This is a genomic window from Bradyrhizobium sp. 62B (assembly GCF_030272265.2).
Classification (GTDB): Bacteria; Pseudomonadota; Alphaproteobacteria; order Rhizobiales; family Xanthobacteraceae; genus Bradyrhizobium.
Genome location: NZ_CP092842.1, coordinates 758517 through 783133, shown reverse-complemented (window position 1 = coordinate 783133; position 24617 = coordinate 758517). Strand labels below are relative to the sequence as shown.

At 58.9% G+C, this 24617-nt stretch carries 19 protein-coding genes and 1 pseudogene; 12 read left to right on the top strand and 8 right to left on the bottom strand.

The window, feature by feature from the left end; genetic code table 11:
* Positions 1 to 557: 557 nt before the first annotated feature.
* Entirely contained in the window at positions 558 to 1265 is a 708-nt protein-coding gene (locus ML401_RS38495; RefSeq protein ID WP_285813019.1) for a hypothetical protein, read from the bottom strand.
* A gap of 728 nt (positions 1266 to 1993) precedes the next feature.
* On the opposite strand from ML401_RS38495, the gene ML401_RS38490 reads away from it, so the two are divergent.
* The 4 genes from ML401_RS38490 to ML401_RS38475 all read left to right on the top strand — a co-directional run bounded on the left by ML401_RS38490 (position 1994) and on the right by ML401_RS38475 (position 9403).
* The gene (locus tag ML401_RS38490) at positions 1994 to 3433 is read left to right on the top strand and encodes an aldehyde dehydrogenase family protein (protein ID WP_285813018.1); all 1440 of its coding nucleotides are present in this window, start codon (positions 1994 to 1996) and stop codon (positions 3431 to 3433) included.
* Positions 3434 to 4024: 591 nt separating this feature from the next.
* Positions 4025 to 5659 carry a thiamine pyrophosphate-requiring protein gene (locus tag ML401_RS38485; protein ID WP_285813017.1) on the top strand — a complete coding sequence of 545 codons (1635 nt, stop codon included), beginning with the start codon at positions 4025 to 4027 and terminating at the stop codon, positions 5657 to 5659.
* Positions 5660 to 6078: 419 nt separating this feature from the next.
* A complete protein-coding gene (locus ML401_RS38480) occupies positions 6079 to 7275 on the top strand; it encodes an alpha-hydroxy acid oxidase (RefSeq protein WP_285813016.1) in 1197 nt (398 codons plus the stop codon).
* A 520-nt stretch (positions 7276 to 7795) separates the two neighbouring features.
* Positions 7796 to 9403 carry a GMC family oxidoreductase gene (locus ML401_RS38475; RefSeq protein WP_285813015.1) on the top strand — a complete coding sequence of 536 codons (1608 nt, stop codon included), beginning with the start codon at positions 7796 to 7798 and terminating at the stop codon, positions 9401 to 9403.
* A gap of 451 nt (positions 9404 to 9854) precedes the next feature.
* Here ML401_RS38475 and ML401_RS38470 read toward each other — a convergent pair whose 3' ends face one another.
* The 6 genes from ML401_RS38470 to ML401_RS38445 form a co-directional block, all read right to left on the bottom strand.
* Entirely contained in the window at positions 9855 to 11507 is a 1653-nt protein-coding gene (locus tag ML401_RS38470) for an IS66 family transposase (RefSeq protein ID WP_285813014.1), read from the bottom strand.
* 45 nt (positions 11508 to 11552) lie between these two features.
* The gene (tnpB, locus tag ML401_RS38465) at positions 11553 to 11900 is read right to left on the bottom strand and encodes an IS66 family insertion sequence element accessory protein TnpB (protein WP_285813013.1); all 348 of its coding nucleotides are present in this window, start codon (positions 11898 to 11900) and stop codon (positions 11553 to 11555) included.
* Entirely contained in the window at positions 11897 to 12298 is a 402-nt protein-coding gene (locus tag ML401_RS38460; protein ID WP_285813012.1) for a transposase, read from the bottom strand. Before ML401_RS38460 ends, tnpB (ML401_RS38465) begins: the two co-directional genes overlap by 4 nt.
* Before the next feature lie 436 nt (positions 12299 to 12734).
* The gene (locus ML401_RS38455; protein ID WP_285813011.1) at positions 12735 to 14324 is read right to left on the bottom strand and encodes an IS66 family transposase; all 1590 of its coding nucleotides are present in this window, start codon (positions 14322 to 14324) and stop codon (positions 12735 to 12737) included.
* Between the two features lie 69 nt (positions 14325 to 14393).
* Positions 14394 to 14747 carry an IS66 family insertion sequence element accessory protein TnpB gene (gene tnpB, locus ML401_RS38450; RefSeq protein ID WP_285813010.1) on the bottom strand — a complete coding sequence of 118 codons (354 nt, stop codon included), beginning with the start codon at positions 14745 to 14747 and terminating at the stop codon, positions 14394 to 14396.
* The gene (locus tag ML401_RS38445; protein WP_285813009.1) at positions 14744 to 15166 is read right to left on the bottom strand and encodes a transposase; all 423 of its coding nucleotides are present in this window, start codon (positions 15164 to 15166) and stop codon (positions 14744 to 14746) included. The genes tnpB (ML401_RS38450) and ML401_RS38445 overlap by 4 nt, the downstream gene beginning before the upstream one ends.
* Before the next feature lie 567 nt (positions 15167 to 15733).
* Between ML401_RS38445 and ML401_RS38440 the strand changes: the two genes are divergently transcribed.
* The 4 genes from ML401_RS38440 (at position 15734) to ML401_RS38425 (ending at position 18719) form a co-directional block, all read left to right on the top strand.
* Positions 15734 to 15910 carry a transposase gene (locus ML401_RS38440; RefSeq protein ID WP_376717429.1) on the top strand — a complete coding sequence of 59 codons (177 nt, stop codon included), beginning with the start codon at positions 15734 to 15736 and terminating at the stop codon, positions 15908 to 15910.
* Positions 15911 to 16149: 239 nt separating this feature from the next.
* Positions 16150 to 16503 (top strand): IS66 family insertion sequence element accessory protein TnpB, encoded by a 354-nt coding sequence (gene tnpB, locus ML401_RS38435; protein ID WP_285812979.1) that lies wholly within the window; start codon positions 16150 to 16152, stop codon positions 16501 to 16503.
* A gap of 51 nt (positions 16504 to 16554) precedes the next feature.
* Positions 16555 to 18120 (top strand): IS66 family transposase, encoded by a 1566-nt coding sequence (locus ML401_RS38430; RefSeq protein ID WP_285812980.1) that lies wholly within the window; start codon positions 16555 to 16557, stop codon positions 18118 to 18120.
* Positions 18117 to 18719 carry a plasmid pRiA4b ORF-3 family protein gene (locus tag ML401_RS38425; protein WP_285813008.1) on the top strand — a complete coding sequence of 201 codons (603 nt, stop codon included), beginning with the start codon at positions 18117 to 18119 and terminating at the stop codon, positions 18717 to 18719. Before ML401_RS38430 ends, ML401_RS38425 begins: the two co-directional genes overlap by 4 nt.
* A gap of 14 nt (positions 18720 to 18733) precedes the next feature.
* Here the strand turns inward: ML401_RS38425 and ML401_RS38420 are convergent.
* Positions 18734 to 19805 (bottom strand): annotated as a pseudogene (locus ML401_RS38420) (IS630 family transposase).
* A gap of 487 nt (positions 19806 to 20292) precedes the next feature.
* On the opposite strand from ML401_RS38420, the gene ML401_RS38415 reads away from it, so the two are divergent.
* The 4 genes from ML401_RS38415 to ML401_RS38400 all read left to right on the top strand — a co-directional run bounded on the left by ML401_RS38415 (position 20293) and on the right by ML401_RS38400 (position 24617).
* Positions 20293 to 21312: a sterol desaturase family protein gene (locus ML401_RS38415; protein ID WP_285813007.1), complete on the top strand. Its 1020-nt coding sequence runs from the start codon at positions 20293 to 20295 to the stop codon at positions 21310 to 21312.
* A 117-nt stretch (positions 21313 to 21429) separates the two neighbouring features.
* Complete coding sequence (locus ML401_RS38410) at positions 21430 to 21744, top strand: Rieske 2Fe-2S domain-containing protein (protein WP_285813403.1); 315 nt, start codon at positions 21430 to 21432, stop codon at positions 21742 to 21744.
* A gap of 158 nt (positions 21745 to 21902) precedes the next feature.
* Entirely contained in the window at positions 21903 to 23138 is a 1236-nt protein-coding gene (locus ML401_RS38405; protein WP_285813006.1) for an NAD(P)/FAD-dependent oxidoreductase, read from the top strand.
* Between the two features lie 378 nt (positions 23139 to 23516).
* Positions 23517 to 24617 carry a zinc-binding dehydrogenase gene (locus ML401_RS38400; protein WP_285813005.1) on the top strand — a complete coding sequence of 367 codons (1101 nt, stop codon included), beginning with the start codon at positions 23517 to 23519 and terminating at the stop codon, positions 24615 to 24617.

The following is a 24617-nucleotide window of genomic DNA, read 5'->3' as shown; positions in this document are numbered from 1 at the left end:
GAGGAACGGCGACCGGAGAAATAATGCGTCTCCGGCGTCGCCTATCCGAAAGAGCGGAGATCGAGCTCGACCCTTGGACAGATGAATCCAAGCGGACCTCATTGGCTCGTTCGCAAATGGCATCGCTAACGACAAACTAGAACCCCCCAGGTCACCTGTTAGGCAGATCCGAATAGTCGGCTCGCCAGCCACTGGCCGTGCTGAAGTCGTCTGATCACAAGTCATCCTGCTTGCCAGCCGTGAATGCAATCGAGCTAGCGCCGACGGCTGCAGCTAATCTGAAGCCGTGTTGCCGGTAGAAACGTGGGTGCACGCGCGCCGCGCCTGGAGAGAACAGGAACGATCATGAGCGTTAAACTCCATGCGCTGAACCTCGCGTTCGGAGTACCGGCGAGTCCGCACGAATTGAGCGGAGGTTTATGAAAACGGTTTGTATGGAGCAGCCCAGGCGCCTCTATCCGGCCACTTTGTTTCCAGGTTCCTGTAGGCGAGCTTCGGCGCTAGTCCGGAGGATCCATCCGGTTAGTCCCGGTGGCGATGATTGTTCTACCACATCCTCAAGCGACGGAGGCGATAGCCAATCGGCAGAGGCTCGTAATGTCGTAGACAGGCAATTTAGAGATACGACGGATTGCCGCTGCGACCAACGGAAATCCCGCACATTCGAATAGGAGCAGGCCGATTTCTGGGTGCGCAACGCGGAGGCGCGCTACGCAAGCTGCGACATCCTTCTCGATTGCGGCGACGTCGACCGATGGCGGCGGTCGCTTCAGTTCATCATGCCAAAACTTACCACCTTCGATGCCACCAATGACGATTCTCGCCCGCTCGGCCGGGTCATTGAGGCCCAGCAGATCGTCGCCGCAATGTGTCGAGTCGTATGTCAGAACAGCGATCTTATTTGTCGGCGGCAGTTGGCGAAGCAACGCTGGTAGGAGGAGCAGACTCGACATTACCACGGGCACATTCACCGACGCTGCGACAGCCGTTTGATGACGAACAGAGAAGCCGCAGTTCGAGCTTATTACGATAGCACCTCGATCAACCAACCGCCGGGCGGCTGCGACGTAGGCCGACTCAAGAGATGGATCGCCGCGAACAACATTCTCTACCCAAGCTCCCTCGACCGTTTCCGAGATGACCGGAAAGTCGAATGTCGCCGGATTCAGTATCGAGTTGGGCAGCGGCCTTGGGTGGGCGGGGGCGGGCTGTAGCCCGCGTTCGAGGAGCAGGACTCCAAGAGACGGTTGAGTTTGCGATGTCATGGATGAACGTTAGCGCGACTCGACGCCGCATTCCTCTAAAAACACGGCTCCAATCCTAGAAATTATGCACTTTTTGGAGGAATACAAAGCAAGCACGCGATGATGCGTCGAAGTGGGGTGGAAGCGGCATCAATAACGATACGCCCGGTCCTTCCGCCTGGTCAGCGAGCATAGGATCAAATTGCGGAAGTCCTGTCTTCGCACTGCCTACGGCTCCGGTCGTCCTCAAATCGACTTGTTAACGAAAGACTATTCATTCTGAGCTCCAAGCCGCCTGATGCATTTCGTCCCAGAACGCATGCCCGTTGCAGGAAATTGCCTGCACGGCGGAGAAATGCGCCGCAAATGTGTTTCTGCAGCCAGTACCCTGAGCGCACCAAGCCATTTCCAATAAGCTGCCGGTGTCGGACGTCCAAATGCCCCTTCAGACCGTTCAACGCGAAACTCAGCAACCGGTTGGCCTTGCCATGGAGCGTTTGCACACGCTGCTGAGACTTTGTAGAAGGGGCGCCGCTCCTTGAGGTCAAGTGCACTTGCGTTAATCGTAGAGACGTCGTCGTCGGTCCGCCTAGCCGAGAAGAGATCGCGGGCGTTCCCCGTTGTGTCCTGGCGCTAAAGCTAGGCAAATCGAACAGAGGCTCAGCGGAAGAAGAGCGCTGCGCCTTTTGTGACCACTTCGCTTGTCGAGCTCCGCCAAAGGAGGGGTCGAGCACCATGGAGCAGATCGCATGAGCGACCATTCTAAGTTCTATATCGCTGGCAAGTGGGTTGACCCGGAGAAGGCCGAGCAAATAGAGGTTATAAACCCTGCGACCGAGGAGGTCTGTAGCCGCATCTCCGCTGGGTCGGGCAATGATGTGAATAGGGCCGTGGCGGCTGCCAAGACCGCCTTTGCGACGTATTCCCAAACGAGTCGCGCGGAGCGTCTCGATCTTCTGCAGTGCATCCTCGCTGAGTACCTGAAGCGCTTTGACGACATGGCGAAAGCAGTCACCATGGAAATGGGAGCGCCCGTAAGTTTCGCGCGACGGGCGCAGGTTCCCTCGGGCACAATTCACATAAAGGCCGGCATCGAGACCTTAAAAGCGTTCAAGTTTGAGGAAGACCGTGGCTCCACGCGTGTCGCAAAAGAGCCGATTGGTGTCTGTGGACTGATCACTCCCTGGAACTGGCCAATTTGCCAGATCGTCTTGAAAGTGGTGCCCGCGCTCGCGTCGGGTTGCACGATGGTACTTAAGCCTTCAGAGGAGTCGCCGCTCAGCGCCTACATTTGGACCGAAATCATGCACACTGCCGGTGTCCCGCCAGGCGTTTTCAACATGATCAATGGGACAGGACCTGTGGTCGGCGCCGCTATCGCAAGCCATCCCGGGATCGACATGGTCTCGTTCACCGGCTCGACCCGCGCTGGTGTCGAGGTGGCCCGCAATGCCGCCGCCACAGTCAAGCGCGTAACCCAGGAGTTGGGCGGCAAGAGTCCGAACATCATTCTCGAGGGCGCCGACCTTGAAAGCGCTGTCCGCGCCGGCGTGCGATCGGTAATGCTCAATTCCGGCCAGTCCTGCGATGCGCCCACCCGCATGCTGGTCCCCGCGAAGAAGATCGCCGAGGCGATCAAAATTGCAAAGGATGCGGCGGAAGCAATAGCTGTCGGCGATCCCAACGGTAACGCTACTATCGGTCCGGTCGTGAACAAGACCCAGTGGGAGAGAATTCAACACCTAATCGCCACGGGAATTCGCGAGGGGGCGGCGCTCGTAACTGGCGGCATCGGTCTTCCTATCGGACTAACGAGAGGTTTCTATGTAAAGCCAACGGTATTTGCCAACGTGACGAACGACATGACGATCGCCAGAGAAGAGGTTTTCGGACCAGTGTTGTCTATCCTTAGCTACGAGAACGTCGAAGAGGCGGTCGAGATCGCGAACGATACCGAGTATGGCCTAGCGGCCTGTATCTCGGGGTCGGACCTGCACGAAATTCGTACTCTGGCCAAGAAGCTGCGCGCCGGCCAAATTTCCATCAATGGCAGCGGCGGCGATCCCTTTGCGCCGTTTGGCGGCTACAAGCTAAGTGGCAACGGACGAGAAGTCGGTGACTACGGTTTTCACGAATACCTGGAGACGAAAACAATTCTCGGCTACACGCCCGAGCAAGTCGCCAGGTAACCGTTACGGATCCTCTAAGGCGCTCTGCCCGAGCGACTGCGGAGCAACTTGCTGCACGTCGTTCGCGGCAGCGGCGGTGAGTTGGACGCAAAGCCAAAAGTACAGGAGTTGCTAATCAATGGTCGTAGAATCCGCCGTGTCGCCCACCGCATCGCCGCGGCTTTCTCAGGATTCCGCCTTGATAGACCTTATTCGCGCAGCTTTTTGACGAATGCCAATGGGCACTTGCAGTTTTCGAGTGTCGGAAGGGTCTATGTTGTATTTGTCAGTTGGTGGCGCCGATTGCTTGGCCTGGCAGGAGACGATTTGCAGGATGCATGCTCAGTCTGAAGTGCGCGAAGACCGTGCGGTCGCGCGCCGACGCCGGCTGCACCCTCTCTGTAAACGGCGGTAGATGCTTGATTTGCATGGTCAATCAAACCGAGAGACTCCAACTTTAACTGCGTTGGCTGCTCGCGATCGGATGCTCGCGGTCACCGCGCTCTGCCCAGCCATCGCTATATTTAGGTGTTCACTGCGGGCAGCTGTGAGCAAAAAGATGACGAATATCTGGCCGATGCTTAGTCGGCTGAGCTTAGTGTGGGGACGATCATGAAACTAGGTACGGCAATTGCGGAAATCCTCAAGCGTGAGGGCATCGAGATTCTTTGCGGTTATCCGGTCAATCACCTGATCGAATTTGCCGCGAGTGCGGATATTCGTCCGGTTATTGTACGCCAAGAGCGCATCGGTCTTCATATGGCCGACGCAATTTCCAAGGTCACTTCCGGGCATGCTATTGGTGCGTTCTGCATGCAGCACGGCCCCGGTGCGGAGAATGCCATGGGTGGCGTCGCGCAATCGTTTGGAGATTCTGTCCCTGTGCTCGTGCTGCCAATGGGATATCGACGTCGCCTCGCAAACATCGAGCCGAACTTCAGCTCCAGCCAAGCTATGAAAGCCTTCTCTAAATCCGCCGAACCAATCATCTTGGCCTCTGAAGTCGCCAACATCTTCCGTCGCGCCTTCGCCAAACTCAAGAACGGCCGCGGCGGACCCGTTATTGTCGAAATTCCGGAGGATATGTGGAACGAGGAGGTGCCGGAGCCGCTCAACTACACGCCCGTACTGAGAACCCGCTACGGAGCCGATCCAGCTGATATCAAGCGGGCCGCGGAGCTTCTGATCAGTGCTAAACGCCCTTTGATCTATGCTGGCCAAGGCGTGCATTACGCACGGGCCTGGCCACAATTGAAGCGCTTGGCGGAGCGGCTCGCCATTCCTGTGACTACGAGCCTAGGAGGTAAATCGTCTTTTCCCGAGGACCACCAGCTATCACTTGGTAGCGGAGGGCTTGCAGTGCCGCGCGCTGTCTCCAAGTTTCTAGGCGAGGCAGACGTAATATTCGGGATTGGGTGCTCCTTCACGGAGACCTACTTCGGTATCGCAATGCCCAAAGGAAAGACGATCATTCATTCGACCCTCGATCCTAACCATCTCAACAAGGATGCCGAGGCTTCGATAGGCCTGATTGGTGACGCCAGCCTCGTACTTGATGCGCTGCTCGAGGAAGTCAGTAAATCCGTTCGTGAAAATCGCGACGCGGGCGGCGTCTCGGCCGAAATTGCCGAATGCCACAAGCAATGGCTAGCGAAATGGATGCCCAAGCTAACCTGTAACGACGCGCCGCTTAATCCCTACCGCGTCCTATGGGACCTGCAGCATACGGTCGACATTCCCAACACGATCATTACACACGATGCAGGCAGTCCGCGCGACCAGCTCTCTCCGTTCTGGAAGACTGTCGAGCCCTTGTCCTATCTCGGCTGGGGCAAAACCACACAGTTGGGCTACGGCTTGGGGCTCGCAATGGGCGCGAAGCTCGCGAAACCCGACAAGCTCTGCATCAACGTTTGGGGCGATGCAGCTATCGGATTTACGGGGATGGATTTCGAAACCGCCGTACGTGAGAGGATTCCAGTTCTGTCGATCCTACTTAACAACTTCTGCATGGCCCTCGAACTCAAGGAGATGGCGGTCTCGACGGAGAAATATCGGTCAACGGATATTTCCGGTGATTATGCCGCAATGGCGCGTGCTTTCGGTGGCTACGGTGAGCGGATCACAAGGCCCGAGGACATCGTGCCCGCAATCAAGCGCGGCATCGAGAAAACGCAAGCGGGCATTCCGGCGCTTCTCGAGTTCATCACCTGCAAAGAGACGGAGATTTCACGCGCCGGCACGTGAGGTCTTTCCGTCGCCCACTACCCGTTCGCATTGTGAGAACCATTTGGAGGCGACTCTCGTGCCTTGCCTCGGTGTGACCAAGGCAATGCAAAGATCCACTCAATCTCATGACCGATGAATGAGCGGGCTGTACCTCTAAAGGTGACTGATCGGGCAATTGGCGCGGGGCGGCGAACTTGGGAGCGCAGAATGATCAAACTAAGGGCTACGTCGCGGAACATAGCGCTTTCGGTCGAGTGTAGTCTTCGATGGTGCCTTTGCACCGAATAGATTGCGTCTGAAGACGAACCCCTTACCGCAGATGACGGCGCTCCGGTCAACATAAAATGCAGTACGAGGCAATAGTCTATGCAGTGTGAAGGACTCCCTCCCGTTGAGCAACATGGGTCGTCGAGATGAGCTCTGCATTGAGAAGGGTGGTGAATATCGACGATCTGCGCCAGTTGGCGAAGAAGCGGCTACCCAAAGTCTGTTATGATTTTATCGAAGGCGGCACGGACGATGAGCTTGGTCTCATGACCAACGAGCAGGCGTTCCGCCAGATGCGTATCGTGCCGCGCTACTTGATCGATGTCAGCGAGCGCGAGCAATCGACTACATTATTCGGTAGTACCTATTCGAGTCCAATTGGCATAGCACCAACCGGGCTTGCGGGCCTGTTCCGACATAGCGCCGATTTGATGCTGGCGGAGGCGGCGCGTGACGCAAACGTACCATTCATCATGTCGGGCACCAGCACAAGCTCAGTCGAAGATCTCGGGAAGCTAGCACCCGACCACGGCTGGTATCAGATCTACTCGGCTGCTGACCCATCTATCTCCGAGGACATGATCAAGCGAGTAAGAGACGCCGGGCTAAAGACCCTGGTCTTCACCGTTGACGTGCCGCAACCCTCGAACCGCGAGCGCGGTATCCGGAGCGGCTGGGGGCCGTCCAGAACGCTCGCTTGGAAGACGAAGTTCGAGGCGTTGCGCCATCCCGCCTGGATGATGCAGTGGTTACAGCACGGCACACCCTGTTTCAGCAATTGGGCGCGGTATGCCGGCCCCAATGCCAGCGCCAAAGAGGTAGCTGATCTTGTCGCCCGACAGTTCGGCGCGCCGATGACCTGGAAGCATGTCGAACGCTATCGTAAGCTGTGGAACGGCATTTTCGTCCTTAAAGGAATTATGCACCCCGACGATGCCTTGCGTGCCCATTCGCACGATGTCGATGGCATCATCGTGTCGAACCATGGCGGCCGCCAGCTCGACAACGCTCCATCACCGCTGGAGGTGCTGCCGACGATCTGCCATGCGGTGGGAGATAGAATGCCTGTTATGCTCGACGGCGGTGTTCGCCGTGGTCTTCACGCCTTGATCGCACTTTGCATGGGCGCCAAGTTCGTTTTTCAGGGCCGGCCAACATTGTATGGCGTGACGGCGGGCGGAGTGGCCGGCGCGGCAAAGGCGTTGGCGATCTTCCGCCGCGAGATCGACATTAGCATGGCCCAGATCGGTGCCACTAAGATCCACGATCTCGGCCCGCAGTTCCTCATGTGGAAACACAAAAGCGATGAGCACAAGCAACCGCTGAGGGATACGAGCCTTCGAGTTTGCGACATAGCGGACGAGTGATATCGCTAACTCTTCGCGATGGCCCGTCTTCAAAGGACGAACACATGAGAAGTAGGGCGATATGAAAGCGAGCGGTGCCTGACAAGAACGACTCTCTTGTTGCTTCGTGCGAGCTTAGTCTTGCCGACGCTAATTTCGACCAGCAGGCGAGCCTGCGACCCGAGTCTCTTTCGAACGAGACCACATGCCGAGCGTCTCATACTACGATACCAGCGGAAACACTCAGAACGCGCGAGCTATACGTCGGCCGGACGAGCCGGGCATCCATCAAAGAGCACGTCAAAGCACTGGACTCGCGCGGGCTACGCGCGGAAGATTGCAGAACACGAACAGCAAACTCAGCCCTTCACGATCGCGCTGCGCCTTTTGCGCGGTCGTCTCTCGTCTTGTTTTCAGAGGCATGCGGGGCTAGATTTCTAGTTGACTGGTATGAAGCCCGCGGGAGTGGGACCTGCTCAGCAGGTTGCTAACTCGATTGGGCAAAACAAGAGCAATTTGGGTATGAGGGGGACTGTGTACTATGACTGACTGGGATTACATCATTATCGGTGGCGGCTCGGCCGGTTGTGTGCTCGCCAATCGCCTGAGTGAGAACACAGGCGTCAAAGTATTACTCCTTGAGGCGGGGCCGCGCGATCGGTCGATGTGGGTCAATATTCCCGCAGCATTCGCCACAACCGTGCTCAGAAAACAATTCAGTTGGAATTTCCAGATCGACTCTGATGATGGTGCGGGCACGGAGCGTCTCCCGTTTGCGAGCGGGCGCGGGCTTGGCGGCTCAAGTTTAATCAACGGGATGCTCTATGTACGCGGTCAGCCCCTTGACTATGACACGTGGAGCGCGCTCGGCAATCGGGGCTGGTCCTACGAAGACGTGCTGCCGTACTTCAAGAAATCGGAGTACTACGAGGGCGGTGGCGATGAGTCGCGGGGCAAATACGGTCCCCTCAATGTCGGCGAGATCAGGGAGCACCATGACCTTGGCGATGCGTTCATAAACGCCGCCCAGTCCAGTGGATTCTCACACAACCGAGACTACAACAGCGGTCAGCAGGAAGGCTTCGGTTACCTTCAGGCGACGATCAAGAACGGTCGCCGCTGGTCGGCGGCTCGCGCCTTCCTGGAGCCAGCGCGCAGACGGCCCAATTTACGCATCGAGACCGATGCCTTGGTCAACCGCATCTTGCTCGAGGGCAAGCGGGCTGTCGGCGTCTCTTACACTCTGCACGGGAATCCTCGCGAGGCGCGCTGCAGAGGAGAAGTGATCGTCTCTTGTGGCACGATCCAGTCGCCTGGCGTGCTGGAGCTATCCGGCATCGGACAGCCAGAAGTCCTAAAGAAGTTTGGTATCGACGTCCACCATGAACTGAAAGGCGTCGGCGAAAACTATCGCAACCACTGTTATGTGAACATGACCTGGCGCATCGCTCAGCCAATCACGTTCAACGAGCGGGCGCGCGGCTTGCGGCTATTGGGCGAGACCATCCGGTACTATGCCAATGGCACCGGGTTGCTGACCCAGCCAGCGGCCCTGGTGACCGGATTCGTGCGCACGCTGCCCGATGCGCAGACGCCGGATGTCCAGTTCCATATGGCGCCCGCGACCTACGATCCGGAGCGGCGCGGACGCCTCGAGAAAGAGCCCGGAGTGACCGTCGCGATTAACCAGTGTCGACCCGATTCGCGCGGCTCCATTCATATAAAGTCACCACATCCCGGCAGCGAGCCTGCCATTCAGCCGAATTATTTGTCTGCAAAGATTGACCGCGACTGCATTGTGGCCGGCATGCAGATCGCGCGCAAGATCATGCAGACTCCCGCCATCGCTAAGTCCATCGATTATGAGCTATCCCCAGGCGGGAAGTTGGAGAGTTATGAAGAATGGCTCGCCTTCGCACTTAGCGCTGGACGGGGGATGCACCACTACGTGGGAACTTGCAAGATGGGCAACGATCCGATGGCCGTCGTTGATCAACGCCTTCATGTGCACGGAATGATTGGGCTGCGCGTCATCGATGCCTCTATCATGCCGACGGTGCCTTCAGGCAACACCTATGCGGCAACGCTAATGGTAGCCGAGAAGGGCGCCGGCATCATCATCGAAGACGCAAAAAGGAGCGCGCCGTAACGCATTACTTTTCGGTCTGACAAGGAACGCGCCTTTCATCCAAGGTGCTGAATTGAGCTAGCCTTGCTCTGTGGGCTACGGATTCATGCTCCGTACTTACCTTCTCTTGACTTTGTTTGGGGGGAGGTTCGCGATTACCGAATATATCGGCTTCACTCCTATGTTTAACCGCCTGTTCAAGTCGGCATGAGGCGCCGACTGGAAGTGATCTCGGACACGGACGACGTCGACGATTCTGTCCAAGTCAGACTGACGCGCATTGCGAGGAGCAACTGGTTCCCCACGCGATCGTTTCCGAAAGTGCACAACGACATGGGCTGAAACCCGCGACGAGCGTTCGGACGCGTTTACTCCCCGTGATGGAAGCGAATGAAGTACGCCTACGAGGAAGGCCGCCAGATTGACGCAGGCGCGCGGGGGCGGCGAGCTATATGATGGCGTTGGGTGAAGATCAGGCGGCTTGCTGATCGCCGGAGTTGCCGGCTTGGCGCAGGAGCTTCCATTCCCAGGGCAGCAGTTCGTGCAGACGCGATGCGGGAAGATCGGCGATGCGGGCGACGACGTCGGCGAGCCAGGCCTTTTGATCGACGTCGTTGAGGCGACAGGTCGTGATCATCGTCAGCATGATGGCAGCACGGTTGGCGCCACGCTGGCTGCCGGCGAAGGTCCAGTTGCGCCTACCCAAGGCGATGCCTCTGAATGCGCGCTCAGCACAATTGTTGGTCAAGCAGATCCTGCCGTCTTCGAGGAAGCGGGCGAAGCCGTCCCAGCGCCTGAGCATGTAGTTGATGGGTTTCAGGACCTCGGACGAGCGAGAGAGGGTTTCGCGCTCGCGCAGCAGCAATGCGTGCATGTCTTCGAGAAGCGGCTTGCTCTGTTCCTGACGCACGGCGCGCCGCTCGTCGGCGTCGCGGCCGTTGATGGCGCGCTCGATCTCGAACAACGCATCGAGGCGTCTGACCGCCTCCAGCGCGATCGGGGAGACCGGCTTGCCCTTCTTACCTTCCCGGGCGTTCTTCTCGATGTCGGCCAGTTCGAAGAAGCCCCGCCGCGCATGGGCAAAGCAAAACGCCGGCGTAATCGGCAGCACCTTCTTCTGCGGATCGAACAGCGGCTCGAAGCCGTTGTAGCAATCGGCTTGCAGGATACCGGCGAAGGCGGCCAGATGCTTCTGGGGATGCTCGCCTCGTCGGTCGCTCGAGGCGTAGTAGACCGCCGCCGGCGGCGCTGGCCCGGCAAAGGGCTGGTCATCCCGCACGTAAGTCCAGATCCGACCAGTCGTACACTTGCCTTTCGCCAGGATGCGGATGGTGGTGTCGTCGCCATGAAGTCGCTCGGCTGCGAGCACATGGCGTTCGATCAAGTGGAAGAGCGGCATGACGGCGAAGGTCCCGTGGCCGACCTGGTCGGCCAGCGTCGATAGCGGCAAATCGATTCCCTCGGCCTTAAAGCGCACACTCTGGCGGTTGAGCGGGATATGCATGCCGAACTTGTCGAACAGGATCGTCGCCAGCAGTTGCGGACCAATGAAGCCGCGCGGCGTGGCGTGGAACGGCGCAGGCGGCTGGCTGATCTTCTCGCAATCGCGGCAGGTGAACTTCTCGCGTACCGTCTCGATGACCTTGAAGCGGCGCGGGATCTCCTCCAGCGTCTTAGTCACATCCTCGCCGACCTTCGCCAGCCGCGATCCACCGCAGCAGGCGCAGGTCGTTGGAGCTTCAACGACGACGCGCTCGTGTTCGATATCGTCCGGCCACGGCTTGCGCACCGGCCGCTTACGTATGAAGGGACGGACGTTCTGCGTCTTTGCCGCCGCCGCCTGTGCGGCAAGCTCGTCCTCACTCGCCGTGGTGACGAGTTCCTCGAGCTCCAACTCCAGCTGCTCGAGCAGCCGTGCCGACCGCTCGGATCGCTGCCCGTGCAGTTCGCGCTTGAGCTTCTCAATTCGCAGCTCAAGATGCGCGATAAGGGCCGCGTTGTCCGACAACTCCGCCAGCGCGCTGGCAGCCATCGCCTCAGCTCGCAGCCGGGCCTCACGCTCGGCTTGCAGCGCTGCCAGGGCACTGACAAGATCCGACGGAAGGTCGTCCGGCTTCGATATCATGAAGCCATTGAATCAGATCATGCCGCAGATTCAAACCAAAAACGGCTATCCGACACGCGTCGGACGATGAGCTTCTTGCGGGTTGCGCCAATCGATTCCGGACAACAGGTAGCTCATCTGAGCTGATGAGATCGTCACGGCTTCGCCCGCAACCGATGGCCAGACGAACCTTCCTCTCTCAAGTCTTTTGGTGAACAGGCATGCTCCCTGGCCATCGTGCCATATCACCTTCACAAGATTGCTGCGCCGACCACGGAAGACGAACAGGTGACCGCTGAGCGGGTCCTTGCGCAGCACCTCCTGCACTTGGAGCGCCAACGACGGAAAGCCTCGGCGCATATCCGTGTGGCCGGTCGCCAGCCACACTCGCGCGCCCGTCGGAACCGGGATCATCGGCGCACCAAAGCATCGAGAACACGACGCAGCGCGTCTCCATCCACGTCGCCATCGACCCGGATGCGCGGTCCGGTACCAAGATCAATCTCGATGATGCCTTGGCTCTTCCGTCGACGCCCCGATGTGGACGCCAATGGGGCTTCGGCTACCTCCCGCGGCGGCACAGACAACCCAATCTCGACCGGCACGAACGGCGCTATACTCGCTTCAGCGTGCTTGCAGAGCTCCTTGCGCCACCTGAACAGCTGGCTGACATGAAGGCCAGCCACGCGAGCCACCTCGGAAACACTGGCTCCGGGCTCAAGCGATGCTGCAACGAGCCGTTCCTTCTCGTCCTGCAACCAGCGGCGGCGCCGCTCGACCGATGTGATTACCTCCGCCCTCGAAATCGTCATAACGCTTCTCCTAGGATTACCCCTAGGACCTGCAGCGATCACGTTCGTCAAACAAGGCGGCCTTCAATGGAGGGATACCGAATGAATGGCATCGTGCACCGCTCATCGTGGACATACCGGCGCGTTCGTAGCCCCGAAGAGCTTCGGCAAATCGTCGGCCGCGTAGCCGCGTACCTACCCGATGTCGCAACTTGGACGCCGGTTTGACGATGCTCGTCAAGACGAGGCGAACAGATCGACGTCGTCGCGTTTGCCGATCTGGATTAAGGTCGGGACCACTATCCGCGTTCGGCCCCGCCAGCCGGCAATGAGCGTGCTCTCGCGACTGGATGTTTGCCACCGACCGCTCGTTTGCCGTGGTGTTGTGCAGCTCGATGCGCCGCCATTGATGAAGCGCGTCAGGTTCCTGACCAAAGGTAAGCGCTTATCCAGGACCCTATTGAGGCTGGCTTGACGTTTTGCGGAATCGCCACGGCATGAGCTCTTCGATCCTGCTATGGGGATGGCCGTCGATGATCGCCCCGAGTGTTTCGGCAATGTAGGCAGCCGGATTGACCTCGTTGAGCTTGCAGGTGGCGACGATCGACGCCAGCAAGGCCCAGTTTTCTGCCCCGATTTCATGACCGGCGAAGAGCGCATTTTTCCTGGTCAGGCAAACTGGCCGGATGGCGTTCTCGACCGGGTTGGTGTCGAGCTCGAGGCGTCCGTCTTCAAGGAAGCGGGTCAGCCCCTGCCAATGATTGAGCGCATAGGGGATATCCTCGGCGAGGGTTGAGCCGCTGGAGATCATCGACAGCTGCTTCTCGAACCACATTTTTAAAGCGGCGACGAGAGCAAACGCATGCTCCTTGCGCGCGGCGAGCCGGATGTCCGGCGATGCACCGCGCACCATGGCTTCGATGGCGTAAAGCTGCCCGATGTGCCGAACGGCAGCCTCGGCGATTGGCGATTTGCTGTTGCGTACCAATTTGACGAAGCGCCGGCGCAAATGGCTCCAGCAATGCACGAGCGTCCATGGCCCTTGCGGTCGAACGACTTCGGTCAGCCGGTCATAACCGTCATAGGCATCGCATTGCAGGAAGCGTCCGCCAAAGCCATCCAGGAACTGCTCCGCAAAGGCACCGCTGCGACCGGGGGCATATCGGAACAGCACGATCGGCGGGCTTGGGCCGCTGTGGCCGCGGTCGTCTGAGGCGATCGCCCAGAAGTAGCCCTTCTTCGTTTGGCCGCGCCCGGGATCGAGTACCGGCGCCGTGGTTTCGTCCATGAACAGACGATCCGCCATGGCCAGGTGGCGGCGCATGTGCTCCGCGATGGGTTGAAGATGGAAGCAGGCCCGACCGGACCAGTTGCCCAGTGTCGCCCGATCAAGCCGGATGCCCTGGCGCGCATAGATCTCGGACTGGCGGTAAAACGGCGTATGGTCACCAAACTTGGAGACGATCACGTGGGCAATGGCCGCTTCGGTCGGCAGTCCGCCGGGTACGACGTGCTCCGGCGCGTGCGCCTGCACGACAGGGCCGGAGCAGCGGCGGCAAATGTATTTCGGGCGGCGTGTGACCAGCACGCGCCATTGTGCCGGGATCACGTCCAGGCGCTTGCTGACGTCCTCGCCGATCTTCGTCATGGCGCCGCAACCGCACGGGCAGAGCGTGCTCGCAGGCTCGATGATCCGCTCCACCCGCGGCAAATGGGCAGGCAAGCAGCCGCGATTGCGATGAGAGCTTTGATCCGTCGCGTTTCGCGATCGGCCCTGGATAACCTTCTCGGCTCTCTCCTGCGCGGCATCCAGGATGCCTTGCGCGATCTCCACGTCTTCGAGCGGCAAATGGTACTGATCTGGTCGTAGCTTCTCGGACTTCGCGCCGAACTTGTCGCGTCGTAATTCGCCGAGGATGACCTCCAGCCGACGCCGCGCTTCCTCCGACGCGGCCAGCGCCCCCTGATGCTCGCTCAAGGCTGCCTGCGTTTGCGCTAAAAGCCCCTTCAGGCGTTCGTTTTCGTCGCGCAGCGCCGCGATGCTCATGCGCTATTTCGAGCACATCGCCGCCGCGTGTGCCACGATCAAAATAGCTGCCGAGTCATTCTGCCGCAGTTATCCCGCCGCCTGCGGGCGCCGTGCTTCTTCCGGGCGGACCAATCTCCAATCCAGCCCTTCGAACAAGGCAGCGAACATCGCGGGCGACATTCGCATCACGCCGTCCGCAATCGTTGGCCAAACAAACTTGCAACCTTCGAGGCGCTTGTGCACCAACACCAGGCCCGTTCGATCCCAGACCAAAATCTTGATCCGGTCCGCTCGTTTCGATCGGAACACGAACGCTGCGCCGCTGAACGGATCGAGACGGAGCATCTCCTGCACCTTTGCCGCAAGCCCATCGTGGCCACAGCGGAAGTCGATCGGCCGCATTGCAACGTAAATCTTCAGATCAGCACCGGCCGCGATCATCGTGACGCTCGCACCGCGCGGATCACTCGGGACAGCTGCTCGGCATCAATGGCCATATCCGTCCGCAGTACGACATCGCCAATCGCGATCTCAAGCTTAATCGCCGGAACCTGACGCTCCTCCAACGCACCTTCCACGACTAGCGGCGCGAATGTCGGCTGCGACACCTCGCACGGCGGCAACATGCCTCGCTGTCGAAACCGCCGCCGCCAATCGTAGATCTGCCAGCGCGTCGCTCCGTGCTTGCGCGCCACCTCGGACACCTGGGCACCGGGTAACAGACTCTCGACGACGATCCGAGCTCTCTCAGCTTCCGAACGTACGCGGCGCCCCGATGGTCCTTCAAGAACCTCCAGCCGGCTCACCGACCCTGTCGTTGAGCCGTCCAAATGGACGTCCTTTTTGCTGTCCAATCCCATCCCAAACCTCCGTCCAAGCCGGAGGCTTCTTTCGCACAGCTATCCCGATCCCGAACTAAGGGTTCCGGCTAAGCGCTTACGACCAAAGTGCACGCGCGTAGCGGATCACGCCCGGCGAGTTTGATTCTTGCTAATCAGCGCGAGCCTGGCGCACCGCGTGGACTTCAAAGGCGTCGGCGAGTCATTTGGCCATTCTGCACCAATCCCCTAAGACCGCGATCTTTGGCCACCCCGATGGTCGGCGCTTGTGCTGCTCCCGAAGCGCGCACCCATGGGGGGAGTTCAATATCCGCTGATCTGATCGCGCGCTTTCTCTCATTGGCCTGTTAATTGCGTTTGGTCCCGATGCGTTTCAGTTAGCAGCGGTTTCATAGCCTGAATTGAAAGGCTTGGCCTCGGCTAGTGTCCTGAACCAGAAGTTCGCAACGCAGGATCGACGTTTTCCGGTGCATTGTATCGGCAGAAGCGCTCGATTGAAGGTAAGCGTAGTTCTGCGGCCCTTTGTATTGCTTGTGCGTAGTCGCGTGATCCCCGCTAGAAGAGTCATCTTCAGCAAGGGTGCTCACAATGGACGACTATTCGGACGACATAAGACGACCGTTGTCGCCGCGTATCGAAGTGTATGCTGGCGCAGGTCGCAAGCGATGGCCGGATGATTTGAAGGCACAGATTGCCGCGGAAAGCCTTGAGCCGGGGGCGGTTGTCACAGACGTCGCCCGTCGCCATGGCTGCCGGCCCCAATAGGTGCATGACTGGCGGCGCCGGGCGCGTTTGGGCCAGTTGGTGCTGCCGGCTTCGGCGGATACGCTGTCGTTCGTGCCGGTGGTGTCGGAATCGGCGCTACCGGCGGCCGCAGAGCCCACCGGGTCGCCGGAAGCAGCCATTGTGACGGTTGAGCTCCAGGGAGCACGCGTGGAGGTGCGGGGGGCGCCTGGCCTTGCTGTGTTGAGTGATGTGTTCTTAGCGCTTCGACGGACACGTTCATGCTGACGCCGCCTGCGAGCCTTACGATTTACGTAGCGACGCAACCTGTGGACTTCAGAAAAGGTGCGGAGGGCTTGGCGCTGTTGGCGAAGGAGACGCTGGGCCATGACCCGATGAAGGGCGTGGCGGTGGTCTTCCGTGCGAAGCGCGCTGACCGGGTGAAGATTGTCGTCTGGGATGGCAGCGGCCTTGTGATGTACTGGAAGCGGCTCGATGGCAGCGGCTTCAAATGGCCTCCCATTGTGGCCGGCGTGATGCGGATGAATGCCGCCCAGCTGTCGGCGCTTCTGGCCGGCATGGATTGGACGCGCATGCATGCGCCTCGCGACGCGGCGCCGAAAGCACTTGCGTAAAGATACAAATCTTCGCTGCATCGGAGCGCGAAGCATGGCAGACTCGGGGCAATGAGTGATTTGCCTGATGAGCTGCCGAGCGATCCGGCCGAGTTGCGGGTCTTTGCCGCGGCTCTGCTGGATCGCTGCGCCAGGCTCGAGCGGTTGCTCAAGCTTGCAAAAGATGCGCGGTTCGGTCGGTCCTCGGAAAAGCTGGACGCTGATCAGCTGCAGCTTGTTCTGGAGGATATCGATCAGGCCGTCGCGGCCCTCGAAGCAGCCGAGGATCGCGCCAATCCCAGAGTTTGCGAGAACAGGACGGCCGCGCGCAGGGCCAACCGTGGTCAGTTGTCGGAGCATTTGCCGCGCATCGTCGAAACCCTGATGCCAGCGGAGACTTGTTGCCCGTCTTGTGAGGGCGGCCTCTTTGAGATTGGTCGCGATGAGAGCCAGAGGCTGGACGTCGTACCGGCGCAGTATCGCGTTATCGTCACCCGCCGACCCAAGCTGGCCTGCCGCGCCTGTCACGGCGTCGTCCTCCAGCACGCCGCTCCCGAGCGACTGATCAGGGGTGGATTGCCCACTGAGCGGCTGGTCGCGCATGTGATCGACGCCAAGTATCATTGGCATTTGCCACTTTACCGCCAGGCGCAGATGCTGGCGACGCATGGAATAGCGCTGGACCGCTCCACGCTCGCCTTCTGGGTCGGCTATGCCGCCCAGGAATTGAAGCCCTTGTGGCATCGTCTGCGTCAGCTTCTGCTCGCCTCTTCGAAGCTCTGTGTCGATGAGACCCCCGCACCGGTGTTAGATCCGGGGCGCGGCAGAACCAAAACCGGCTACTTCTGGGCGCTGTCACGCGATGACAGGCCCTGGGCCGGACCTGACCCGCCTGGCGTGGTTTACGCCTATGCACCGGGCCGTGGGGCCGTCCATGGCTTGAGGCTGCTCGAAGGCTACCGCGGCATCATCCATTGCGACGGCTATCAGGCCTACAAGACCATGACCCGAGAGACGCGTGCGGATGCCCTGTCCGGAACGCTCGCCTTCTGCTGGTCGCATCTACGGCGCCAATTTGTGAAGATCGAGCGCGAGGCTGCTCCGGCGCCAGCTCCGGTTGCCCGCGAGGCTCTTGAGCGCATCGCCCAGCTTTACGCAGTCGAGAAAGCGCTCCGCGGCCGATCGGATGCCGAGCGCTGTGCTGGCAGGCAGGCGCATGCGCGGCCTCTGGCTACAGCCTTGAAGCAGTGGTTTGAGGCCAAGCTTGATCATCTTGCACAGAAGAGCGACACGGCGAAGGCTTTGCGTTATGCGCTACGCCATTGGGACGGCCTGACGCTCTACCTTGATGACGGGCGCATCGAGATGGACACGAATGCGGTCGAGCGTGCGATGCGGCCGATCAAGCTCAACGCCAAGAACTCCCTTTTTGCCGGGTGCGACGAGGGCGCCGAGAATTGGGCAGTTCTGGCTTCGTTAATCGAGACCTGTAAGCTCAATGGCGTCAGCGCCGAGCACTGGCTCGCTGATGTTCTCGCGAAGCTCGTCAATGGTTGGCCTGCGGCGCGACTGGACGAACTGCTCCCTTGGGCATCGATCTACACGATACTTGCACACGATCCGAGGCTGGCGGCATGAGCCTGAACACGACCGCGGTCCGGATCAAGGTGACCCTCAAGGACGTGAAACCGGAGGTGATGCGTCGCCTTGTCGTACCCGTCACCCTGCGCCTGGATCGGCTGCATTTGACGCTTCAGGAGGCGTTTGGCTGGACGAATAGCCACCTCTTCGAGTTCTTCGCGGCTGACGCCCGTTGGGGGATTCCTGATCCCCACAACGATTACGGCCACCAGCCCATGGACGCCAGCAAAGCGCGGCTTTGCGATATCGTTCGCGAGACCGGCGCCAAGACGATCCATTACCTCTATGACTTTGGCGACAGTTGGGACCACGTGATCAAACTCGAAAAATGGTTCGAGAACACCACGACCGAGGGACTTCCCTTCTTGCTCGAGGCCGCCGGTCGTTGTCCTCCGGAAGACGTTGGCGGTGCTCCGGGTTATGCCGAATACCTCGAATCCATCAGAGACCCCGCCCATCCGAACCACGAACATATGCGCCTCTGGGGTCCCGAGCAGTTCGATCCCAACGCAATCGACCGGAAGGCGCTCGAAGCCGCCGTCAACGCGTTGTCCGACACATGGAAACCGCGGCGGCGCGCCACGCGAACAAAATAGGGCGTCAAGCGCCATCAAAAGGGCCGCAGAGCTACGCTTACGATTGAAGAAAGGATGTCATCGGCGGACTTGGTCCATCGGAGTGGTTTGGGGCCGGCGTTGTGTCGTTCTATGAATGAAGCGATGTCGGCCCTGAGGGCGGCGACACTCCGATAGACTCCGCGCCTGATTTTCTTGTCGGTAAGGAGCGCGAAGAAGCGCTCGACCTGATTGAGCCATGAGGAGCTGGTCGGGGTCCGGTGCACATGCCAGCGCGCCCTTTTAGCCAGCCATCGCCGGATCAGCGGGGTCTTGTGCGTGGCGTAGTTGTCCATGACGAGATGGACATCGAGCTCGTGCGGCACGGCGGCCTCGATCTCGTCGAGGAACTTGCGGAATTCGGCGGCGCGGTGGCGTCCATAGCACTTATCGATGACCCGTCCGGTCGCAATATCGAGGGCGGCGAACAGCGACGTGGTGCCATGCCTCTTATAGTCATGGCTCCTTCGGGCCGGCTGGCCGGGACGCATTGGCAACATCGGTTGGCTGCGGTCCAGAGCCTGGATTTGGGACTTTTCGTACACACAGAACGATGGCGCCTGCGGTGGGCGAGACGTAAAGGCTGACGAGATCCCGGATCTTAGCCACGAAGTTTGGATCGGTCGAGAGCTTGAAGGTCTCGATCCGATGCGGCTGGAGCCCGAAGGCCCGCCAGATGCGTTGCACCGTCGACACCGACAGACCGCCGGCCTTTGCCATGCCGCGGGAGCTCCAATGGTTGGCGTTCTCGGGGCAGTTTTCCAGCGTTCGCACAATCACAGCTTCGATGCGAGCATCGTCAACGGTGCGCGGAGCTCGGGAACGCGGCTCGTCGTGAAGCCCGGCCACGCGCTGCTCTACAAAACGGCGCCGCCACTTACTTACCGTCCCCCGCTCCAGGCCCAGCTTGGCCGCCACTTCCTTGTTCTGTCCTCCCTCTGCGCACGTCAACACGATCCGGGCTCTCAGTGCCAGAGCCTGCGCCGTCTTCCGCCGTGTTGTCAGCGACTTCAGTTCAGCACGCTCGTCATCGCTCAATATTAGGGGCGCAAGTCGCGGGACCGACATCAGATCCTCCGTGGTTGTTCCAGCACCCATCTCTGGCACAACGACGCGAAGTTAATGCGATTCTACGATTGCGAACTTGTGACTCAGGACACTAGATACAACCCCGCAGATGGAGGTTAGGGTCGTCGGCTCTGTCCTATCAGCGCGAGCCATCATCATCTCGCCAGAATACATGATTTAAGCGGCATGAGCCACATTTTGCAGTAATCCTGCATAATGGGGCCGGTTAGGCGGCCTTTTGACGGGGCAATCCATCTACAGTTTCCTCTAGAAGAACCAATGAGGCACGGCATGGGAAGTGCCCTGCAAGGGAGCCCGAAACCATCCCTATTCTGAATGGATAACGGCGGTACGTGACAGGCGCACGAGCTTCTATTTGATCTCTCTCACGCAGGGTTCTGGCTTTAGCGAAAGATGTTCGAAGCCAAAATGATCGGTCGAGAGAGTTCGCACGTATATCGGTGCTGTCGCGGGAATGGAGAAGAAAGTGAACGACGCCTTGTATGGTACGCGCGACAAGCGCGGCTATTGGAAACCGAGCAATTGGCCGCTGCGGCTGTCGATTTATACCCAACCGACTAGGCCGTGGGTTTGGTTGCGTTTCCTGTTCGGCTTCCCGGGATACCTGTGGCCTTGGCAGACTGTCTATTTCTTGATCACGCTGGGGGTTTGGTACTATCTCACGCCTCCGCTGGAGATGATGCGACAGTTTAGTGTCGGCTGGATTTCGTTCATTTTGGCGCGCAATGCTGGATTGGTGCTCCTGGTCTATGGCACCTTCCATGCCTTGCTCTACATTCAGAGGCGGCAAGGGACCGATTTCAAATACAACATCAAATGGCCTGATGTTGGCAATCCGACATTCCTGTTCGGCAACCAGACCGCGGAGAATGTGTTTTGGACAATGTGCAGCGGGGTTCCGGTCTTGACTGCCTATGAAGTCCTCACATGGTGGCTCTTCGCCAACGGATATGTTCCATACGTTGGTTTCGTTGAGCACCCGATCTACTTCTTTGCTATCCTTGTCCTGATCCCGTTATGGCGCGAGACCCATTTTTATTTCATACACCGCCTAATTCATGTAGGCCCGTTGTATAACATCATCCACAAGGTGCATCACAACAATGTCAATCCAGGCCCGTGGTCTGGTCTGTCGATGCACACATTTGAGCACATCATATACTTCACGAACGTTCTGATCCACTTTGTGGTACCGTCACATCCTTTGCACGCAATATATGAACTGATGAATGCGGCGCTGTCGCCTGCAAAAACTCACGTCGGCTTTCATAAGCTGGTGGCTGTTGGTGAGCAGACTATTCCAAGCGACAACTATTTCCATTATTTGCATCACAAACTCTTCGAGGTGAACTATAGCGACCGAACGATTCCGTTCGATGAATGGTTTGGTACAGCTCACGATGGATCGCCTGAAGCTGACGAGCTGTTGTTCAAGCGCCTTAGGGCGAGCAAGGCAAAGAAACACATTTCGGCCGTGTCACCTTAAGCTTCGGTCGGATGGACGTGTCTTGGCGCCCAGGCAGCTGGCTCCAGCTACTGATTGCAAGTTGCGTCAGCCCGGAGGTCGGCCGTTAACTAGACCACAAAGGAAACCGCATTGACTATGACAGGGGAGTGGGTGGCTGCCTGTGCCGTCGACGCCATCGCGCGCGAAGAGGCGTTGCGTTTCGACTACGGCGGGCGCACCTTCGTAATTGTTCGTTCGCCAGAGGGAACGTTCCACGCAATAGATGGAAACTGCTCTCACGAAAAGGTTCATCTCGCCGGCGGCATTGTCGACGGCCATATAATCGAATGCCCGAAACACTTCGGGACCTTCGACTATCGAACTGGCGAGGCATGTGCGCTACCGGTATGCATCGATTTGCGCAGCTATGATGTTAAAGTTGAGAATAACTCGGTTTTCATCAAAATTTAAGTGGACCGACAAGGGACGTCGGATTCGTCTCAAGGCAGTGCGTACTTGCGCTGTAACTGGTGGCAGCCCAGAGCACGTTTTGATCAAGCCTCCAATCAGGAGCGTGGTCGACCAGATGCCTTGTGACACGCGATGCTCGTTTATCTTGGTGTAACCCCATGAGCAACGAAGCTACGATGATGATAGTCGGAGCCGGTATAGCCGGCTCCGTCGCCGCGCAGTCCCTTCGCGCGGAAGGGTGGCGGGGTCGGGTAGTCCTGATTGGTCATGAGGCGATGTTGCCGTATGAGCGGCCACCGCTGTCCAAGGCGACCTTGACAGAAGAGGTTGAGCCTGGACCCAAGACGCTTATGACATCGGAGCGCCTCGGAGAGCTAGATATTGAATATATTCAAGGCCGCGAGGTTGTCGCAATAGATCGAGCTGCGCATATCGTCCGACTCGCGGACGGTGGGCGACTGGCTTACGAGCGACTCCTGCTGACCACCGGGGCACGCGCCAGGCCGGCGAGCAACTTGATCGCTCAAGGAACTCGGATAACAACGCTTCGCACGTATGACGATGCGTTGTTCATCAGACGGGCGATCGACCAAGGTTCCGAAGTTGTCGTCGTCGGCGGGGGATTCATTGGACTCGAGGTAGCTGCCAGCGCGGTGTCGAGAGGCGCTTCAGTAACGGTGATTGAAGCTGGCCCGCGGCTTTTGGCGCGGGCCGTCCCAGCGCCTCTGGCCGAACTGATCAAAGCTAAGCATGAGCGCTCAGGCGTGCGCCTAGAGATCGGTACCACAATCGAGCGTGTCGACGCGATTGAAGGCCGATCGAAGGTCATCTTGACCAACGGACGCGCACATCTCGCAGATCTCGTTATTGTGGGGATCGGTGCAGTACCGAATGTTGAACTAGCGCGAACGGCCGGATTGGCTATTAACAATGGGATTGCGTTAGACGAGCTCTTAGCCACGTCAGATCCAGACATCTTTGGGGCCGGCGACTGCTGTTCATTCCCGCATCGCCTCTACAATGAAAGGATAAGACTGGAGGCGTGGCGAAGCGCGCAGCAGCAGGGGGCGGCGGCGGCGGCCAACATGTTGGGCGCGAACAGCCCTTACGAGAAGATCCCCTGGTTTTGGTCCGATCAGTATGATCAAACGCTTCAGGTTGTTGGTTTACATCGGGAGCAAGACATCGCAGTTGTAAGAGATCTCGGCCCGAACGGTTTGGTCATTTTCTATCTGGCCAATGACGGACGCATTGTTGCCGCCTGCGGCTTTGGCAGTCTGCCCGCGATCGCCAGGGAGATCCGTTTCGCCGAGATGATGATCGACAGGGGGCTTGCGCCAAACGTTGAAGCACTCTCAACTCCAGCAACGAATCTCAAATCCTTGCTGTCTTAGCGCACCGAAGTCGATTGGGCCGGCTCAGCCGGTCTTCCTAAGTTCAGCTTCAATATCGGCAAATGCGTTTATCGTTACGCCTCGTCCTAGCAGTCTTCTCGCTCTTCGCGTCCTCGACGGAGGGACAGGCAGCAAACGCGTTGTTAGCTCTTCTAAGCGACATGCTGCTCATGCACAACGTCGCAACAGCAGAGACCTTGGACGACATGCAGGAATTCTGCGAACTACTGACGACTTTGCGTTTTTTTGCACCGATGTACCGCATATTGTGTGTGGCGTATCGGCTGCATAGGGCGTCCTGAATAGGCCGCCACCGGCGGCTTCACGATCGGTTGCGGTTAGTGGCTCAAATCGTGCTCCAATATCGAAAGAAATCCCTTGAAATTTAAAGCCGCCGTCCTGTCTGAGTTTCGAGCGCCGCTCAAGATCGAAACACTCGGCCTCACCCAGCTCGCCGACACCGACGTGCTCGTCCGGGTGCGGGCGACGAGCCTCTGCCACACCGATCTGGAAGGGGTCGAAGGCAATCTTGGTGTGCCGTTGCCAATAGTCCCAGGACATGAGGCTGCAGGTGTTGTCGAGTGGATTGGCAGGTCGGTCACAAGAGTTCAGATCGGAGACCATGTCGTAATGTCGTGGAATCCTCACTGTGGCGAGTGCTTCTATTGCGCGCGTCGTCAACCAATCTTGTGCGAATCATATCGAGCAAATGCCGCGAAGTCGTATCACTTTGACGGCCGTCATCGTCTAGAGAGCGAATGTGGTGCGCCAGTGCATCAGTTGGCATATTTGGGCACCTTTTCCGAAGTGTGCGTCGTCGAAGAGCGTTGCGCTGTCAAAGTGCCGAATGAGATTCCCTTCAACCGCGCGTGTTTACTTGGATGCGGCGTGATGACCGGCGTCGGCGCTGCGATGCATATTGCACAAATTGAGAAGGGCGCCACAGTGACGGTGATCGGCTGCGGTGCAGTGGGTTTGTCAGCAGTTCAAGGTGCGCGGCTGGCAGGTGCATCACGCGTAATCGCAATCGATAGACAGCGTGAAAAGCTCGATCTGGCCGCGGTCGTTGGCGCGACGCATACGCTGGTCGCCGACGATTCGCTTGTTGCCTCACATTTGACTCTCACACATGGACGCGGAGCAGATTGTGTGATCGAAGCCGCTGGCACTCGCGCGGCGTTTCGTGCGAGCGCCGAAATGGTGCGACTCGGCGGACAAGTCGTGTGGCTTGGCAAGCTACCCACGAACGAAGAGTTGGCGTTCCGTTGGGGGTCGCTGATGGGCGAGAAACGCATCGTGCGATCAAGCTACGGTGGTGCCGATCCGTGGAGCGATTTTCCATGGCTCGCAAATGCGTATCTCGACGGTTCGCTCAAGCTCGATGAGTACGTCACGTCGACCATAGCGCTTAAAGATGTCAATATTGGGCTGTCGCGTCTCTCCGCAGGCGAGGACATTCGGGCTGTGATTGAGTTCTGA